Origin of the sequence: Streptomyces sp. NPDC093252 (genome assembly GCF_040683675.1) — a bacterium.
Lineage (GTDB): Bacteria > Actinomycetota > Actinomycetes > Streptomycetales > Streptomycetaceae > Streptomyces.
Genome location: NZ_JBFBEM010000011.1, coordinates 176,113 through 192,183, shown reverse-complemented (window position 1 = coordinate 192,183; position 16,071 = coordinate 176,113). Strand labels below are relative to the sequence as shown.

General features: G+C 71.5%; 14 protein-coding genes and 1 pseudogene. 12 read left to right on the top strand and 3 right to left on the bottom strand.

Annotated features, from left to right (window positions below; all coding sequences use genetic code 11):
• The first annotated feature begins 91 nt into the window (after positions 1–91).
• From AB0O01_RS23735 to mutM, 7 genes are all read left to right on the top strand, one after another.
• Positions 92–1,189 (top strand): cell division initiation protein, encoded by a 1,098-nt coding sequence (locus AB0O01_RS23735; RefSeq protein WP_365316219.1) that lies wholly within the window; start codon positions 92–94, stop codon positions 1,187–1,189.
• Between the two features lie 311 nt (positions 1,190–1,500).
• Positions 1,501–2,145 carry a YceD family protein gene (locus AB0O01_RS23730; RefSeq protein WP_365316217.1) on the top strand — a complete coding sequence of 215 codons (645 nt, stop codon included), beginning with the start codon at positions 1,501–1,503 and terminating at the stop codon, positions 2,143–2,145.
• Positions 2,146–2,147: 2 nt separating this feature from the next.
• Complete coding sequence (gene rpmF / locus AB0O01_RS23725; protein WP_003951102.1) at positions 2,148–2,321, top strand: 50S ribosomal protein L32; 174 nt, start codon at positions 2,148–2,150, stop codon at positions 2,319–2,321.
• A 7-nt stretch (positions 2,322–2,328) separates the two neighbouring features.
• Entirely contained in the window at positions 2,329–3,225 is an 897-nt protein-coding gene (gene rnc / locus AB0O01_RS23720) for a ribonuclease III (protein WP_365316215.1), read from the top strand.
• Between the two features lie 107 nt (positions 3,226–3,332).
• The gene (locus AB0O01_RS23715) at positions 3,333–3,749 is read left to right on the top strand and encodes a hypothetical protein (RefSeq protein ID WP_365316214.1); all 417 of its coding nucleotides are present in this window, start codon (positions 3,333–3,335) and stop codon (positions 3,747–3,749) included.
• A 98-nt stretch (positions 3,750–3,847) separates the two neighbouring features.
• Positions 3,848–6,226 carry a hypothetical protein gene (locus AB0O01_RS23710; protein WP_365316212.1) on the top strand — a complete coding sequence of 793 codons (2,379 nt, stop codon included), beginning with the start codon at positions 3,848–3,850 and terminating at the stop codon, positions 6,224–6,226.
• Between the two features lie 71 nt (positions 6,227–6,297).
• Positions 6,298–7,158 carry a bifunctional DNA-formamidopyrimidine glycosylase/DNA-(apurinic or apyrimidinic site) lyase gene (gene mutM / locus AB0O01_RS23705; protein WP_365316211.1) on the top strand — a complete coding sequence of 287 codons (861 nt, stop codon included), beginning with the start codon at positions 6,298–6,300 and terminating at the stop codon, positions 7,156–7,158.
• On the opposite strand, the gene AB0O01_RS23700 is transcribed toward mutM, so the two are convergent.
• A complete protein-coding gene (locus AB0O01_RS23700) occupies positions 7,148–7,564 on the bottom strand; it encodes a helix-turn-helix domain-containing protein (RefSeq protein ID WP_365316209.1) in 417 nt (138 codons plus the stop codon). The two genes, mutM and AB0O01_RS23700, sit on opposite strands and share 11 nt — an antisense overlap.
• A 73-nt stretch (positions 7,565–7,637) precedes the next feature.
• The gene (locus AB0O01_RS23695; protein WP_365316207.1) at positions 7,638–8,804 is read right to left on the bottom strand and encodes a CAP domain-containing protein; all 1,167 of its coding nucleotides are present in this window, start codon (positions 8,802–8,804) and stop codon (positions 7,638–7,640) included.
• A gap of 160 nt (positions 8,805–8,964) precedes the next feature.
• Here AB0O01_RS23695 and AB0O01_RS23690 point away from each other — a divergent pair, with 160 nt between their 5' ends.
• The 5 genes from AB0O01_RS23690 to AB0O01_RS23670 all read left to right on the top strand — a co-directional run bounded on the left by AB0O01_RS23690 (position 8,965) and on the right by AB0O01_RS23670 (position 15,682).
• Positions 8,965–9,246, top strand: a complete 282-nt coding sequence (locus AB0O01_RS23690) for an acylphosphatase (RefSeq protein ID WP_355742415.1) — start codon at positions 8,965–8,967, stop codon at positions 9,244–9,246.
• Positions 9,247–9,625: 379 nt separating this feature from the next.
• Complete coding sequence (locus AB0O01_RS23685) at positions 9,626–9,829, top strand: hypothetical protein (RefSeq protein WP_365316205.1); 204 nt, start codon at positions 9,626–9,628, stop codon at positions 9,827–9,829.
• A 227-nt stretch (positions 9,830–10,056) separates the two neighbouring features.
• On the top strand, positions 10,057–13,776 hold the full coding sequence (locus AB0O01_RS23680) for an AAA family ATPase (protein WP_365316203.1): 3,720 nt from the start codon (positions 10,057–10,059) through the stop codon (positions 13,774–13,776).
• 116 nt (positions 13,777–13,892) lie between these two features.
• Entirely contained in the window at positions 13,893–15,317 is a 1,425-nt protein-coding gene (locus tag AB0O01_RS23675) for a sugar porter family MFS transporter (RefSeq protein ID WP_365316202.1), read from the top strand.
• 182 nt (positions 15,318–15,499) lie between these two features.
• The gene (locus tag AB0O01_RS23670; RefSeq protein WP_365316201.1) at positions 15,500–15,682 is read left to right on the top strand and encodes a hypothetical protein; all 183 of its coding nucleotides are present in this window, start codon (positions 15,500–15,502) and stop codon (positions 15,680–15,682) included.
• Here AB0O01_RS23670 and AB0O01_RS23665 read toward each other — a convergent pair.
• Positions 15,634–16,065, bottom strand: a pseudogene (locus tag AB0O01_RS23665) (LLM class flavin-dependent oxidoreductase); the annotation flags it as partial. The gene AB0O01_RS23670 and the pseudogene AB0O01_RS23665 overlap by 49 nt on opposite strands.
• Positions 16,066–16,071 lie beyond the last annotated feature (6 nt).

The following is a 16,071-nucleotide window of genomic DNA, read 5'->3' as shown; positions in this document are numbered from 1 at the left end:
GGCCCCGGGAACCGGTGTCCCCCCGGCGCCCCGGGGCCGTACAGTCGTCCCGTCCGTCTCCAACACAGCTTCAGAGAATGGCGAGCACACGGTGGACGTGCAGAAGAAGCTCGACGAGATCGTCGCCGCGGTCTCCAGCGCCCGGTCGATGCCCATGTCGGCCTCGTGCGTGGTCAACCGCGCGGAGGTGCTCGCGCTGCTGGAGGAGGTCCGGGCGGCACTGCCCGACTCCCTCGCGCAGGCGCGGGAGCTGATCGGCGGCCGGGAGCAGATGGTCGAGCAGGCCCGGCTGGAGGCCGACCGGATCATCCAGGGGGCGCACGCCGAGCGCGGCTCCCTGATCTCCGACACCGAGGTCGCCCGGGTCTCCCAGGGCGAGGCCGAGCGCATCCTCACCGAGGCCCGCACCGAGGCCGAGGAGATCCGCGCCGAGGCCGACGACTACGTCGACTCCAAGCTCGCCAACTTCGAGGTCGTCCTCACCAAGACCCTCGGCTCCGTCGGCCGAGGCCGGGAGAAACTCCTCGGCACCGGCCCCGGCCTGGACGAACAGGGCTACGAGGACCCGGACGCCCCCGAGCGCAGCCACGACCCGGAGACCCTGCGCCGCACCGCCGACCAGTACGTCGACATCAAGCTCGGGGCGTTCGAGGCGGTGCTCGCCAAGACCCTGGACGCCGTCGGCCGCGGCCGGCAGAAGCTGCACGGCCGGATCGCCTCCGACGACCTCGGCGCCCTCGCCGACGACCTCTCCACCGTCCAGCACTCCAGCGACGCCGACTACCTCGCCGGCCTGGCGGGCCTCGCCGACCACCCGGCCCCCCGCCGGCCCGCCCCCCCGGCCGCCGCACCCGCCGTACCCGTACCCGCCGTACCCGTCCCGCCCCCGCCCGCGCAGCCCCCCGCCGCCCCCGAGCCGGCCTACGCCGCCTACCAGCAGCAGGGCTACGACCCCCCGCAGGACCCGTACGGCTACCCGCAGGACCCCTACGGCTACCAGCAGGCCGACCCCTACGCCGCCGCCCCCGCCCCGGCCTACCAGGGCTACGACCAGCAGCAGCCGTCGTACGACCCGGACCCCCACGCGGCCCCGCAGCCGGGCTACGCCCTCGACGAGACCAGCCTCTTCGACACCAGCATGATCAGCGCGGAGCAGCTCCGCGCGTACGAGCAGGGCCGGGGCCTGTAGCGAGGCCCCACGGGCGACGAACCGGAACCCGCGGGCGACGGAACCCGTAGGCGACGGAAAACCCGCGGGCGTCAGGCGACGAACCGGAACCCGCGGGCGCCGATCCGGGCCCCGTGGGCAACGAACCGCGCCCCGCAGGCGACAAGCCTCGCCCCGTGGGCGGCGAACCAGGAGCCGAGGGCGACCGGATTGGGCCATGAGCGAATGGTCCAGTATCCTGGCTCTTCGGTCGTGTGTACTTCCGCGATCAGCGCTGCCCAGGCACACCGGCGGGCAGCGTTTCCTCTGAAGCTCGCAGATCGAAAGCAGGAATGGCCCTGAACGCCCGCCTCGACCACCGCAACCCCCTCGTGTTCGACACGCACGAGCTGGGCCGGCGGCCCGGTGCGCTCCAGCGCCTGACCCGTACGGTCGACGCCCCCAAGGACCTCGGTCTCCAGGGCGTCGTCGCGGTGCCGGAGGGCACCCCGGTGGAGCTGGTGCTCCGGCTGGAATCGGTCATGGAAGGGGTGCTTGTCACAGGCACCGCCCGTGCGCGGGCCGCGGGGGAGTGCGTAAGGTGTCTGGAGCCGCTGGAGCTGGCGCTCGTAGCGGAATTCCAGGAGATGTTCTCGTACCCTGACGCCGACGACCGGGGCCGTGTGATCGCGGAACCGGGCGACGACGCCGAGGACGACGAGGACAGGCTCTTCATCGAGGACGGACTGTTCGACCTCGAACCCGTGCTGCGTGATGCGGTGGTGCTCGCACTGCCGATGCAGCCGGTGTGCCGGGAAGACTGCCCGGGTCTGTGCTCCGAGTGCGGAGCCCGGCTCGCGGACGACCCGGACCACCACCACGACGCCGTCGACATCCGTTGGGCGGCATTGCAGGGAATCGCCGATTCACTCGAAACCGGCGATCAGGATCCGATGGGCGGCGCCGAACCGGGCGTCGACGAGAAGCAGGAGAAGTAGCCGTGGCTGTTCCGAAGCGGAAGATGTCGCGCAGCAACACGCGCCACCGCCGGTCGCAGTGGAAGGCTGCGGTCCCCACCCTGGTTGCGTGCGAGCGCTGCCACGAGCCCAAGCAGCAGCACATCGCGTGCCCGTCGTGCGGCACCTACAACAAGCGCCAGGTCCTAGAGGTCTGAGCGGCTGGTGAGAGGCACTGTGTCCACGCCAAAGAAGGCGGATGACGCCAACCCGGACCCAAAGGGCCGGACCTCGGCGGACCACCAGTCCTCGTCCCACGCACTTCTGGAAGGGCGGCTCGGCTACCACGTCGAGTCCGCCCTTCTGGTGCGTGCGCTGACCCATCGCTCGTACGCGTACGAGAACGGCGGGCTGCCCACCAATGAGCGGCTGGAGTTCCTCGGGGACTCCGTGCTCGGTCTGGTGGTCACCGACACGCTGTATCGCACCCACCCCGATCTGCCCGAGGGCCAGTTGGCCAAGCTGCGGGCCGCGGTGGTCAACTCGCGTGCGCTGGCGGAGGTCGGCCGCGGTCTCGACCTGGGCGCCTTCATCCGGCTCGGCCGGGGTGAAGAGGGCACGGGCGGCCGGGACAAGGCGTCCATCCTCGCCGACACCCTGGAAGCGGTGATCGGCGCGGTCTATCTCGACCGGGGTCTGGACTCGGCGGCGGAGCTGGTGCACCGGCTGTTCGACCCGCTGATCGAGAAGTCCTCCAATCTCGGCGCCGGCCTGGACTGGAAGACCTCCCTCCAGGAGCTGACCGCGACCGAGGGGCTCGGCGTCCCCGAGTACCTGGTCACGGAGACCGGCCCCGACCACGAGAAGACCTTCACCGCTGCCGCCCGCGTCGGAGGCGTCTCGTACGGCACCGGCACCGGCCGCAGCAAGAAGGAGGCGGAGCAGCAGGCCGCCGAGTCCGCCTGGCGCGCCATCCGCGCCGCCGCGGACGAACGCGCCGAGGCCGAGGCGAAGGCGAAGGCGGCGGAGACCGCAGCAGCCGGGCCCGAGACCGAGGCCGCCGCCGAGGCCGACGCCGAGTCCGCGGCGGACGACGGCCCCCCGGCCGCCGCCTCCGCCTGACGAGCAGCACAACTCAAGCCCCGGTCTCCGCGCACGAGACCGGGGCTCACGGGTACTCACCGTGCGCTACGGGGAGCTGGTGGCATATGACCGGGGACATTGCACACATGGCCCAGGAGGCGGTCCCTTTCGTGACGGCGGCCGTTGGCGCGTACGGCTTGGCCGTACTCGCCCGTACCCAGGAAGAGGCCGCGAACGCGACGGTCGATCTGGGGCGGCGGATCGCACAGCGGATCTTCGGGACACGCGCCGAGGGGGAGGAACCTCCCGAAGTGATAGAGGACATGGCAGCGGACGCGAACGATCGCGACATCGAGGCAGTGCTGCGCCAAACGATCCGGAAGGCTCTGCTCACCGATGAGGCCCTCGCTTCCGATCTGCGCGCCCTGCTGTCGCGGGCCCCGGCGAGTGCCGGGATCGGCGGCGGTTCCCAGGCCGTTGTCCACAGCGTGATCGGCGGAGACAGTATCCAGATCGGCTCGGTCGGCGGGGACGTCCGTTTCGGATCCGCCGTCGGCGACTGACCGGGACGGGTATGACGGGGACAGCGGACGGGAACCGGGTGGAAGGCTCGTCCATCGGTGGGGATGTCTTTCAGATCGGGCATGCCGACAGTGTCTCCGTGATCAAAGGCACTGCTGGACTGACGGCCGCCGTCACGTCGCCCCTTCCAGATCCGGGTTTCGTCCGGGTACGGGACGCCGATCCGATACGGCTGGGAGTGCACCGCCCTATCCGGGTCACCGGTGCCGGGTCCGCCGTGCTGCCGGCCTATGTGCACCGGGACCTGGACACCCGGGCCGGTCACGGGCTGCGCCCACTGATCGAGGCAGCCGCACTGGACGGCGGATTCGTCCTTCTGGTCGGTGGTTCCTCGGTCGGCAAGACCCGGTCGCTGTACGAAGCGATCCATGCGCTGCTTCCCGACTGGTGGCTGCTGCATCCGGCCGACAGCAGTCGGCTCGCGGAACTCGTCGAGCAGGCGCCAGGACCCCTGGTGGTGTGGCTCGACGAGTTGCAGAACCATGTGTCCGGCACTCGCGAGCTGACCGCTGCGACGGTCCGTGTTCTGCTGGCCCGATCCCATCCGGTAGTGCTGGTGGGCACCTTGTGGCCGCACTACTACGACACCTGGACGGCGACCACTCTTTCCGTGCACGAAGAGGACCGTTACCGCGCCGAGCGTGAGCTGCTGAAGCTCGCTGAGGTGGTGGCCGTCGGCGCCGACCTCACGTCGGCGGAGCGCGGACGGGCCGGGGACCTCGCGGCATCCGATGATTGGTTGTGTATCGCCCTGAAGTCGAAGGACTTCGGCCTGACCCAGGTCATCGCCGGTGCACCACAGTTGGTCCAGCGCTGGGAGACCGCAGGGCCCTACGCCCGCGCGCTGTTGACCGCAGCCGTCGACGCGACGCTCATGGGAGTTCAGGCGGCCCTCCCCGAGCATCTGCTGCGTGCGGCGGCACCGGGTTACTGCGATCCCGCGCAGCGAGCCCGTGCATCCGGCGACTGGTTCGAGGAGGCTCTGGGCTATGCGACCCAACCGCTGCTGGGTGCGGCCTCGGCCCTCGTGCCGGTCAGCGACAGCGCCGGCATGGGGCACCTGGACGGCTACCGGGTGGCGGACTACTTGCTCCATCACACCGGGCGTGCCCAACGCTTCGTACCTCCTCCGGAGACCTTCTGGCAGGCGTGCGCGGACCACCTCAGCGATCCCACGGACCTTGTGCGAACCGGCGCTGCGGCCGTGGCCCGACAGCGACTCGCAGCGGCCGTACCCCTGCTGCGCAGAGCGATCGAGGCGGGCTCTGCCCCGGCCATGCAGGTGCTGGGCGATCTGTACCGCAGGACGGGTGATGAGGCCGGAGCACAGGAGATGGCCGATCGGCTGACCGAGTCCCAGGCTCCCGATGCCGCTCTGTACCGCACGATCCTGGCCGGCTGGGACTTCGAGGAACTGCTCGACCTTGCTGAGGCGGGCAACGAGTACGCGATCAGTCATGTCATCGAGTACGGGCATCCGCAATTGGCCATCTCGCTGCTGCTGGAGGATCTCGATCCGGACAATCTGTGGGCCTGGTACCGGCTGGCCGAGCTGTTCCGCGAAGAGGACGAGGTCGACCGGGCCCTCCTGATCCTGGAGATGCTCCACGAGCGGGAGTACGAGGACGCACATCTCGTGCTCGCCGAGTTGTGCAGGGAAGTCGGCGATGTCGACCGACTGTACGAGCTGGCCGAGGAGGGGTACTTCACGGCGGCTTGCTCCCTCGCCGAACTTCTCCACGAGAAGGGACGTACGGACGAGGGCATCGAGGTCCTGTGGGACTTCGTCGACCACGGCGATGCCGACACCGACTGGGTGCTGGCCCATCTACTCGCGGAGCGGGGCGATCTCGACACCCTGCTCAGCCGGGCGGCGCAGGGCCATGCCGATGCGGGGGGTGAAGCAGCCAGGCTGCTGCGTGAGCGGGGTGAAAGCGAGAGGGCGATCACCGTCCTGGCTCGGCTCGTTGACGCTCATCCCCGTTTCTGCGGTGAACTGGCCGAACTGTTGCGCACCACGGGCCGGATCGACAGGCTGCGGGCTCGTGCGGAGGATGGCGACCGCTACGCCATCGGCGAGCTGACCAGGCTGGCCATCGAGACAGGCGACCTGGAGCAGGCGATACGCCTGCACGGGCAAGGGGGACTGACCTCGGAGATCTTCGACGTGACGACCGCTCTGGTGGATGCCCTCGTGGCACGCGGCGAGAAGGACCGAGCGATAGCCCTGCTCGGCCATGCCGACGGGAATGTCCCGGACCACCGACGCCGTGACCTGCTCAAGAAACTCGGCCGAACCGAGGAACTGCGCGTTCTCCTCGACCGGGGCGACCGTCATGCGCTGCACGACCTCGTCGAGGTGCTGCGGGCCCAGGGCCGTGATGAGGAGGCCGACGCCTTGCTGACCAATGGGCTCACTGCGGACGGACGGGTACGGCCCACCGGCCTGGCTGGGTGACGACGCGCCCGGACTAGGCTGTGTGCGCCGGTTCCCCATGCCGGGGCGGCCAATCTGAGCGAGGGAGAGCAGTGCCCGAACTGCCCGAGGTCGAAGTCGTCCGGCGTGGTCTGGAGCGGTGGGTCGCCCATCGCACCGTCGCCGGGGTCGAGGTGCTGCACCCGCGTGCGGTGCGCCGGCATCTCGCCGGTGGCGAGGACTTCGGGCACCGGCTCACCGGGCACCGGGTGGGAGTGCCGAGCCGGCGCGGCAAGTACCTCTGGCTGCCGCTGGAGGACACCGGTCAGGCGGTGCTCGCGCATCTCGGGATGAGCGGGCAACTGCTGGTCCAGCCGCAGGGGGCGCCGGACGAGAGGCATCTGCGGATCCGCGTCGGCTTCGCGGACGCCCTCGGCACCGAACTCCGCTTCGTCGACCAGCGCACCTTCGGCGGCCTCTCGCTGCACGACACCGGGGCCGACGGACTGCCCGACGTCATCGCGCACATCGCCCGCGACCCGCTCGACCCGCTCTTCGACGACGAGGCGTTCCACCGCGCCCTGCGCCGCAAGCGCACCACGATCAAGCGCGCCCTGCTCGACCAGTCCCTGATCAGCGGCGTCGGCAACATCTACGCCGACGAGGCGCTCTGGCGATCCAAGCTGCACTACGAACGCCCCACCGCCACCCTCACCCGCCCCCGCACCGCCGAACTCCTCGGCCATGTCCGGGAGGTGATGAACCAGGCCCTCGCCGTCGGCGGCACCAGCTTCGACAGCCTGTACGTCAACGTCAACGGCGAGTCGGGCTACTTCGACCGCTCGCTCGACGCGTACGGCCGTGAGGGACTGCCCTGCAAGCGGTGCGGTACGCCGATCCGCCGCCGCCCCTGGATGAACCGGTCGAGCTACTACTGCCCGACCTGCCAGCGCCCGCCGAGGGTCACCCCCTGACGGGGTCCCCGTGCCGCTCGTCGTAGCGGACCCGGGCGGCCACGACCTCGTCCATGCCGGTCTCCACGCTGGTCATCAGGGCGAGCAGGCGGTCGGTGATGCGGCGGCCGAGCGGGGTGAGCCGGTAGTCCACCCGGGGCGGGTTGACCAACTGGGCCTCGCGGTGGACCAGGCCGTCGCGCTCCAGGGCGTGCAGGGTCTGGGAGAGCATCTTCTCGCTGACCCCGTCGACCCGGCGGCGCAGTTCGTTGAAGCGCAGCGAGCCCTCGTGGAGCGCGCCGAGGGTGAGAGCGCCCCAGCGGCCGGTGACATGCTCCAGCGTGCGGCGCGAGGGACACGCCCTGGCGAACACGTCGTAGGGGAGGTCCGGGGTGCCCGGGGCGTCCGGGCCGGCCGAGGTGTCCATGAAACGGAGCGTACGGGAGCGCAGCGCCGCCCGGCAGCGTGCGCTGACCGGTGGAAAGTGGTTCCGGGGATGGTCAGTAGCCGAAGTTCTGGGTCCACCAGGGGCCGCCGGAGCCGAACTCGACGCCCACGCCGAGCGTGGTGAAGTCGCAGTTCAGGATGTTGGCGCGATGGCCCTCGCTGTTCATCCAGGCGTCCATCACGGCGGCGGCGTCGGTCTGGCCGCGGGCTATGTTCTCGCCGCCGAGGTTGGCTATCCCGGCCTGCGCGGCCCGGTCCCAGGGGGTGTCGCCGTCGGGGTCGGTGTGGTCGAAGAAACCGCGGGCGGCCATGTCCTCGCTGAAGTTCTGGGCCAGCCCCGACAGCGCGCTGTTCGCGGCGACCGGGCTGCACCCCGCTGCGGCCCGCTCCACATTGACCAGCCGCAGCACCTCGGCGGCGGCAGCGGCCTCCTGGGACACCGTCCCGGGGGTGGAGGGGCGGGCCGAGGCGGAGGGCGGGGCGACCGGCGCCTTGGTGGCCGTCCGGCTGGGGGAGGGGGTGGCGGGCCGGGTGGCGGGCGGCTGGGACGCGGACTTCGAGGGGGTGGTCGCCGACGGCTTCTTCGGCTCCGGGGTCTTCTCGGGGGCGGGGGAGCCGGGCTTCTTCGACTCCGGTGCCTTCTTGTCCGGGGTCTTCTGGTCGGCGGGCGCTTCGGGCGAGGCCGTGGCGGTGGAGCCCTGGGTGCCGCCGGTGCCGGTGCCGGTGGCGTCCGTGCCCGGTGCCGGGCTCTCGGCGTCGCCCGAGGTGCCGCCCTGGGCGCTGGGGGTGCCGGTCGGGGTGTCGGCGGCCTCGATCCGGTCGCCGTCGCCGCCGAACCGGTAGGTGTCGGTGCCGGGCACCACCCCGGCGGCCACCGCGACCGTACCGATCGCGACCGCGGCGGAGACGCCGAGCAGTCCGGTGCGCACCGGGCGGGCGCCCTTCTTGCGGGGGCGGCGGTGCGAGCCGGTGTCGCCGCTTCCGCCGTGAGGGAGGGGGACCGGGTCCGGCGCGGGGCGCGGGTAGTCGTCGTCGGTCGCGTAGAGGAACTCCTCGCTGCGGGCCGCGGACTGCGCGTACGCCTCCGGATTCAGATAGGGAGCGATGCCCCGGACCCGGCGGCCGTCCCCGTGGTCCCCGGTGCCGGAACCCTGCGGTACGCCCCCCGTGGCGCGGTCCCTGGCGGCGCGTCCGGCGTCCGAGCGTCGGTGGCGTCCCATGTCCTGGCCTTCCTCGTGGCGTGCGGTCGACTGGTCCTTCCGGTCAACGCAAGTCACTCGATCGAGTGAGTTTCAGATGAGATTCACTGCGTCGGGACGGTACCGCATGGCGCCTGAGGCGGAAGTGTCGTGAGTGACACCGCCCGGTTAAGTTGCAGTCATGAACGAGGATGTGCGGCTGGTCGCCTGGGTGCGAGGGCGGGTACAAGGGGTGGGTTTCCGCTGGTTCACCCGGGCCAAGGCGCTGGAGATCGGGGGCCTGAGTGGCTTTGCTCTCAATTTGGGGGACGGCCGGGTCCAGGTGGTGGCCGAAGGGCCGCGGACGGGCTGCGAAGGGCTGCTGGAATGGCTCCGGACCGGCGACACGCCCGGCCGCGTGGACGGTGTGACCGAGATCTGGGACACACCGCGCGGCGGCTACGACGGCTTCGCCGTCCGCTGATCCGGCGACCGCACGGGCCCGCGGGGCCGCTCCGGGGTGGGTGCCCCGGAGTGCGCCCCGAGGGGAAAGCTCCTGGTGATTGCCGAGAAACCCTTGCCCTGACCGGCTCCGCGGGGAAAGATGATCGGCAGGCCCTGCGGGCCCGCAGGAGTCGCCGCGTCGCCGTCACCGGCCGCGCGCCCCCGGGCTGCCCGCCAATACGGGGCGTGATCGTGTTGACCGTCAAACTTTTTGGTGAGACGCTGAAAGCCCCGCGCACCTTAGCTGTTTGGCATGGCAGAACAGCAGAGTCACCACTCAATGTGCCAAGCACCGCGGGTGCGATTCCCTCACGACCCACACCGTTTCGGTCGGTCACTCAGTGTGGAGGACCATTCCAATGGCAAAGGCGCTTCTCGGTTACGTCGGCGGCTCCGACCCTCGACTCCTCGCCGAGATGCGACGGCTCCAGCAGCGTGTCCAGGACCTGGAATCCGAGCTGGTACGAATCCAGGCGGAGAACGACGCGCTTGCGGCTGCCGCTTCTCACCACGAGATCATGGAGAGCATCGACGCACACCAGGCGGAGCCTGCGCTCACCTGATCACTGCATCGCACCACATCGCACCACGACACGCAGCGGTCGGGCTGCCCGTACAACCCGCTTCGACCACTAAGTTGTCAAGAAGTCGCAAGGGACGCTTCGGCGTCCCTTCTTTCTTTCCCCCCGCATTCTTTCACCCTCTTTAACGTCTGGTGTGCCCTGCGCGTTCAGCGGCGAAACCGCGGGTTCATGGAGTGAGACAACCCCGGAAGGTAGAGTCCAGCGGCGTGCACCTCAAGGCCCTGACCCTCCGGGGGTTCAAATCGTTCGCCTCGGCGACCACGCTCCGGTTCGAGCCCGGCATCACCTGCGTCGTCGGACCGAACGGCTCGGGCAAGTCCAATGTGGTGGACGCGCTGAGCTGGGTGATGGGGGAGCAGGGCGCCAAATCGCTGCGCGGCGGAAAGATGGAGGACGTCATCTTCGCCGGCACCACCGGCCGCCCCCCGCTGGGCCGCGCCGAGGTGTCCCTGACCATCGACAACTCCGACGGGGCGCTGCCCATCGAATACGCCGAGGTCACCATCACGCGGATCATGTTCCGCAACGGCGGCAGCGAATACCAGATCAACGGCGACACCTGCCGTCTCCTCGATATCCAGGAACTGCTCTCCGACTCCGGTATCGGCCGGGAAATGCATGTGATCGTCGGACAGGGCCAGCTCGACTCCGTTCTGCACGCCGATCCGATGGGGCGCCGCGCCTTCATCGAGGAGGCCGCCGGGGTGCTCAAGCATCGCAAGCGCAAGGAGAAGGCGCTGCGGAAACTGGACGCGATGCAGGCCAACCTGGCGCGGGTGCAGGACCTCACCGACGAACTCCGCCGCCAGCTCAAACCGCTCGGCCGGCAGGCCGCCGTCGCCCGCCGGGCCGCCGTCATCCAGGCCGATCTGCGCGACGCCCGGCTCCGGCTGCTCGCCGACGACCTGGTGCGGCTGCGGGACGCGCTGAGCGCCGAGATCGCCGACGAGGCCGCCCTCAAGGAGCGCAAGGAGGCCGCCGAGCAGGACCTGCGCAAGGCCCTCCAGCGCGAGGCCCTCCTGGAGGACGAGGTCCGCCGCCTCACCCCGCGCCTCCAGCGCGCCCAGCAGACCTGGTACGAGCTGTCCCAGCTCGCCGAGCGGGTGCGCGGCACGGTCTCGCTGGCCGACGCCCGGGTCACCAGCGCCACCTCCGCCCCGCCCGAGGAGCGGCGCGGCCGGGACCCCGAGGACTTGGAGCGCGAGGCCCACCGGGTGCGGGAGCAGGAGGCCGAACTGGAGGCCGCCCTCGAAGCGGCCCAGCACGCCCTGGACGACACCGTCACCCACCGCGCCGAACTGGAGCGCGAACTCGCCGCCGAGGAACGCCGCCTCAAGGACGCCGCACGGGCCATCGCCGACCGGCGCGAGGGCCTCGCCCGGCTCGGCGGCCAGGTCAGCGCCGCCCGCTCCCGCGCCGCCTCCGCCCAGGCCGAGATCGACCGGCTCGCCGCCGCCCGCGACGAGGCCGAGGAGCGCGCGATCACCGCGCAGGAGGAGTACGAGCAGCTCAAGGCCGAGGTCGACGGCCTCGACGCGGACGACGCGGAACTCTCCGATCGGCACGACACCGCCCAGGCCCGCCTCACCGAGGCCGAGTCCGCCGCCACCGCCGCCCGCGAGGCCCTCACCGCCGCGGAACGCGCCCGCGCCGCGACCCAGGCCCGCCACGAGGCCCTCGCCCTGGGCCTGCGCCGCAAGGACGGCACCGGAATGCTCCTCGACTCCCGCGACCGCCTCACCGGCATCCTGGGCCCGGCCGCGGAACTCCTGACGGTGACGCCGGGCTACGAGGCCGCCCTGGCGGCGGCGTTCGGCGCGGCGGCGGACGCCATCGCCGTCACCACCCCCACCGCAGCGGCCGACGCCCTCCGCCTCCTGCGCAAACAGGACGCGGGCAGAGCATCCCTCCTCCTGACAGCAACCCCGGAAACGGGCCCCTCGGAACCCCGGCACACCCCCACCCCCTCCAGGGGCGCGGGGAACTGCGCACCCAGCCCCCACTCACCCGCACCCGCCACCCCCTCCGCCACCACCCCCCACCCGGCGCGCCCCACCCCCCACTCACCCGCACCCGCCACCCCCTCCGCCCCCACCCCCCACCCCCCGCGCCCCACCCCCCAAGCGGAGCGCCCCGCAATCACCTTCGTCAAAGCCCCCCCAGACCTCACCCCTGCCCTCCACCGCCTCCTCCACGACATCACCGTCGTGGACACCCTCGACGACGCCGAAGAACTCGTCCGCCGCCGCCCCGACCTCACCGCGGTCACCGCCGAAGGCGACCTCCTCGGCGCCCACTTCGCGCACGGCGGCTCCGCCGGGGCCCCCAGCCTGCTGGAGGTCCAGGCGTCCGTGGACGAGGCCGCCGCCGAACTGGCGGAGCTGGCCGTCCGCTGCGACCGCCTCACCGAGGCCCGGACCACCGCCCAGACCCACCGCACGCAGTGCCGCGCGCTGGTCGAGGAACTCAGCGAGCGTCGCCGCGCCGCCGAGCGCGAGAAGTCCTCCGTCGCCCAGCAGCTCGGCCGCCTCGCCGGCCAGGCCCGGGGCGCGGCCGGCGAGGCCGAGCGGAGCGTCGCCGCGGCGGCCCGTGCGCAGGACGCCCTCGACAAGGCGCTCCAGGAGGTCGAGGAACTCGCGGAGCGGCTCGCCGTCGCCGAGGAGATGCCGGTCGACGAAGAACCTGACACCGCCGTCCGCGACCGGCTCGCCGCCGACGGCGCCAACGCCCGGCAGACCGAGATGGAGGCCCGCCTCCAGGTCCGTACGCACGAGGAGCGGGTGAAGGGGCTGGCCGGGCGGGCGGAGAGCCTGGACCGGGCCGCGCGCGCGGAGCGCGAGGCGCGGGCGCGGGCCGAGCAGCGCAGGGCCCGGCTGCGCCACGAGGCGGCCGTCGCCGGGGCGGTGGCCGCGGGCGCCCGCCAGTTGCTGGCGCATGTCGAGGTGTCCCTCGGGCGCGCGGAGCGGGAGCGTGCCGTCGCCGAGGCCGCCAAGGCGCGCCGGGAGCAGGAGCTGACCGCGGCGCGCGGGCAGGGCCGTGACCTCAAGGCCGAGCTGGACAAGCTGACCGACTCGGTGCACCGGGGCGAGGTGCTCGGCGCGGAGAAGCGGATGCGGATCGAGCAGTTGGAGACCAGGGCGCTGGAGGAGCTGGGCGTCGAGCCCGCCGGGCTGGTCGAGGAGTACGGCCCGCATCTGCCCGTACCGCCGTCGCTGCCCGCCGAGGGCGAGGTGCTGCCGGACGACCCGGAGCATCCCCGCAACCGGCCCAGGCCCTTCGCGCGCGGGGAGCAGGAGAAGCGGCTGAAGGCGGCCGAGCGGGCGTATCAGCAGCTCGGCAAGGTGAACCCGCTGGCGCTGGAGGAGTTCGCCGCGCTGGAGGAACGTCATCAGTTCCTCAGTGAGCAGTTGGAGGACCTGCGCAAGACCCGGGCCGATCTGCTCCAGGTGGTGAAGGAGGTCGACGAGCGGGTCGAGCAGGTCTTCACCGAGGCGTACCGGGACACCGCACGGGAGTTCGAAGGGGTCTTCGGGCGGCTCTTCCCGGGCGGTGAGGGACGCCTTGTCCTCACCGACCCGGACAACATGCTCACCACCGGCGTCGATGTCGAGGCCCGGCCGCCCGGCAAGAAGGTCAAGCGGCTGTCACTGCTCTCGGGCGGCGAGCGCTCGCTGACGGCGGTGGCCATGCTGGTGTCGATCTTCAAGGCGCGGCCGAGCCCGTTCTATGTGATGGACGAGGTGGAGGCGGCCCTCGACGACACCAACCTCCAGCGGCTGATCCGGATCATGCAGGAGCTCCAGGAGGCGTCCCAGCTCATCGTCATCACCCACCAGAAACGGACCATGGAGGTCGCCGACGCGCTGTACGGGGTCTCCATGCAGGGTGACGGCGTGTCGAAGGTGATCAGCCAGCGGCTCCGCTGAAACCCACCGCCCCCGACCTCACCGTCCCCCGCGTTCCCGACGGATGCGCCCAAGTGGTGGGCGGCGCGGACCTGTGCGCCACTGGTACCACCAACGGGTGGCCCGAGGAGGGGCATGTGACGAGCACAGCGCAGCCGCAGTCGCCGCAGCCGGGGACGGAACCGGCCCACCCCGAGCATCTCGCGCATGTCATCTTCATCGCCGCCGCCGCGGCGATGGGCGGTTTCCTCTTCGGCTACGACAGCTCCGTCATCAACGGCGCGGTCGAGGCCATCCGGGACCGCTACGACATCGGCTCGGCCGCGCTCGCCCAGGTGATCGCCATCGCGCTGATCGGCTGTGCCATCGGTGCCGCCACGGCGGGGCGGATCGCCGACCGGATCGGCCGCATCCGCTGTATGCAGATCGCGTCCGTGCTGTTCACCATCAGCGCCGTCGGCTCCGCCCTGCCCTTCGCGCTCTACGACCTGGCCTTCTGGCGGATCGTCGGCGGCTTCGCCATCGGGATGGCCTCGGTCATCGGCCCGGCCTACATCGCCGAGGTGTCCCCGCCCGCCTACCGGGGCCGGCTCGGCTCCTTCCAGCAGGCCGCGATCGTCGTCGGCATCGCCGTGTCGCAGCTCGTCAACTGGGGGCTGCTGAACGCGGCCGGCGGCAATCAGCGCGGGGAACTGCTGGGCCTTGAGGTCTGGCAGGTGATGCTGGGCGTGATGGTCATCCCGGCGGTGCTGTACGGGCTGCTGTCGCTGGCGATCCCGGAGTCGCCGCGCTTTCTGCTCTCGGTCGGCAAGCGGGAGCGGGCCCGGAAGATCCTCGCCGAGGTCGAGGGCGACCACCCCGGTCTGGACGCCCGGGTGGACGAGATCGAACAGGCCATGCGGCGCGAGCACAAGTCGACGTTCAAGGACCTGCTCGGCGGGTCCTTCTTCTTCCAGCGGATCGTCTGGATCGGTATCGGCCTGTCGGTCTTCCAGCAGTTCGTCGGCATCAACGTGGCCTTCTACTACTCGGCGACCCTGTGGCAGTCGGTCGGCATCGACCCGACGGACTCGTTCTTCTACTCCTTCACCACCTCGATCGTGAACATCATCGGCACGGTCATCGCCATGATCTTCGTGGACCGCATCGGACGTAGACCGCTCGCGCTGATCGGCTCCACCGGGATGGCCATCGCCCTCGCCCTGGAGGCCTGGGCCTTCTCCGCGCCCCTGGTCGACGGCAAGCTCCCGTCCACCGAGGGCACGGTGGCGCTGATCGCCGCCCATGTCTTCGTGCTGTTCTTCGCCCTGTCCTGGGGCGTGGTCGTCTGGGTCTTCCTCGGCGAGATGTTCCCGAACAGGATCCGCGCCGCCGCGCTGGGCGTGGCCGCCTCCGCTCAGTGGATCGCCAACTGGGCCATCACCGCGAGCTTCCCGTCCCTGTCCGAGTGGAATCTGTCGGCGACCTATGTGATCTACGCCTGCTTCGCGACCCTCTCCATCCCGTTCGTGCTGCTGTTCGTGAAGGAGACCAAGGGCAAGGCGCTGGAGGAGATGGGCTGAGGGCATCCGCCCTGGTCCGCTGGGTCTGCCCCGGGTCCCTGGGTTTACCCCGGTCACCTGAGTTCGTCCCGGTCTGGGGTTCGTACCGGTTCCCTGGGCCCCGCCCTGGCTCCCCCGGTCCCGGTCCCCTGGGCCCCACACCCCGAGGGCACCTCTGCGCCGGGCTCCCCGGCCCCGGTCTCATGGGCCCCGCCCCGCTCTCACCCGCCCGGTACATCCGCACCCGGGGCACCCCCGCCCGGGACACCCCCACCCCCGTCAGGCTGCGCCTCCCCTCCGCCACCGTCCCGGCCACGGAGCCCACCGCCGACCGCACCGCCGAGCCCACCGCCGACCGCACCCCGCCCGACTGCCAGCCGGCATAGGCGCGGACCTCGTGCGGAAAGCACTCCCCCTGGCGGGCCCAGATCTCGTCCGGGTCCTCGGCGGGAAACAGCAGCGGGGTCCGCGCGTCCGGCATCATCGTCCAGCCGTCGGTGCCGTACCCCGCGAGCCGTCCCTTGCAGTGGGCCGACAGCGCGGGCAGCCGGGCGCCGGGGAAGAACGGCAGGCCGAGGCAGGCGGCGCGGCGGGCGGCGACCCGGGAGGAACCGCCGATCAGCAGCGGCGGATGCGGCCGGGTGAACGGGTGCGGGGTGACCCGGACCGTACGGCCCCGGTAGCCGAACTCCTCGCCGGTCCACCCCGTCAGCAGGGCCTCCGACAACTCGTCCTGGAGCCGCCCCCGCCGCTCCCACTCCACCCCGAAGTGCGC

Excerpts from the sequence above, each read along its gene's own strand:
- AB0O01_RS23730 (WP_365316217.1), top strand. The coding sequence starts at position 1,501 with ATGGCCCTGAACGCCCGCCTCGACCACCGCAACCCCCTCGTGTTCGAC.
- AB0O01_RS23715 (WP_365316214.1), top strand. The coding sequence starts at position 3,333 with ATGGCCCAGGAGGCGGTCCCTTTCGTGACGGCGGCCGTTGGCGCGTAC.
- AB0O01_RS23700 (WP_365316209.1), bottom strand. The coding sequence starts at position 7,564 with ATGGACACCTCGGCCGGCCCGGACGCCCCGGGCACCCCGGACCTCCCC.
- AB0O01_RS23695 (WP_365316207.1), bottom strand. The coding sequence starts at position 8,804 with ATGGGACGCCACCGACGCTCGGACGCCGGACGCGCCGCCAGGGACCGC.
- AB0O01_RS23690 (WP_355742415.1), top strand. The coding sequence starts at position 8,965 with ATGAACGAGGATGTGCGGCTGGTCGCCTGGGTGCGAGGGCGGGTACAA.
- AB0O01_RS23685 (WP_365316205.1), top strand. The coding sequence starts at position 9,626 with ATGGCAAAGGCGCTTCTCGGTTACGTCGGCGGCTCCGACCCTCGACTC.
- AB0O01_RS23670 (WP_365316201.1), top strand. The coding sequence starts at position 15,500 with ATGGGCCCCGCCCCGCTCTCACCCGCCCGGTACATCCGCACCCGGGGC.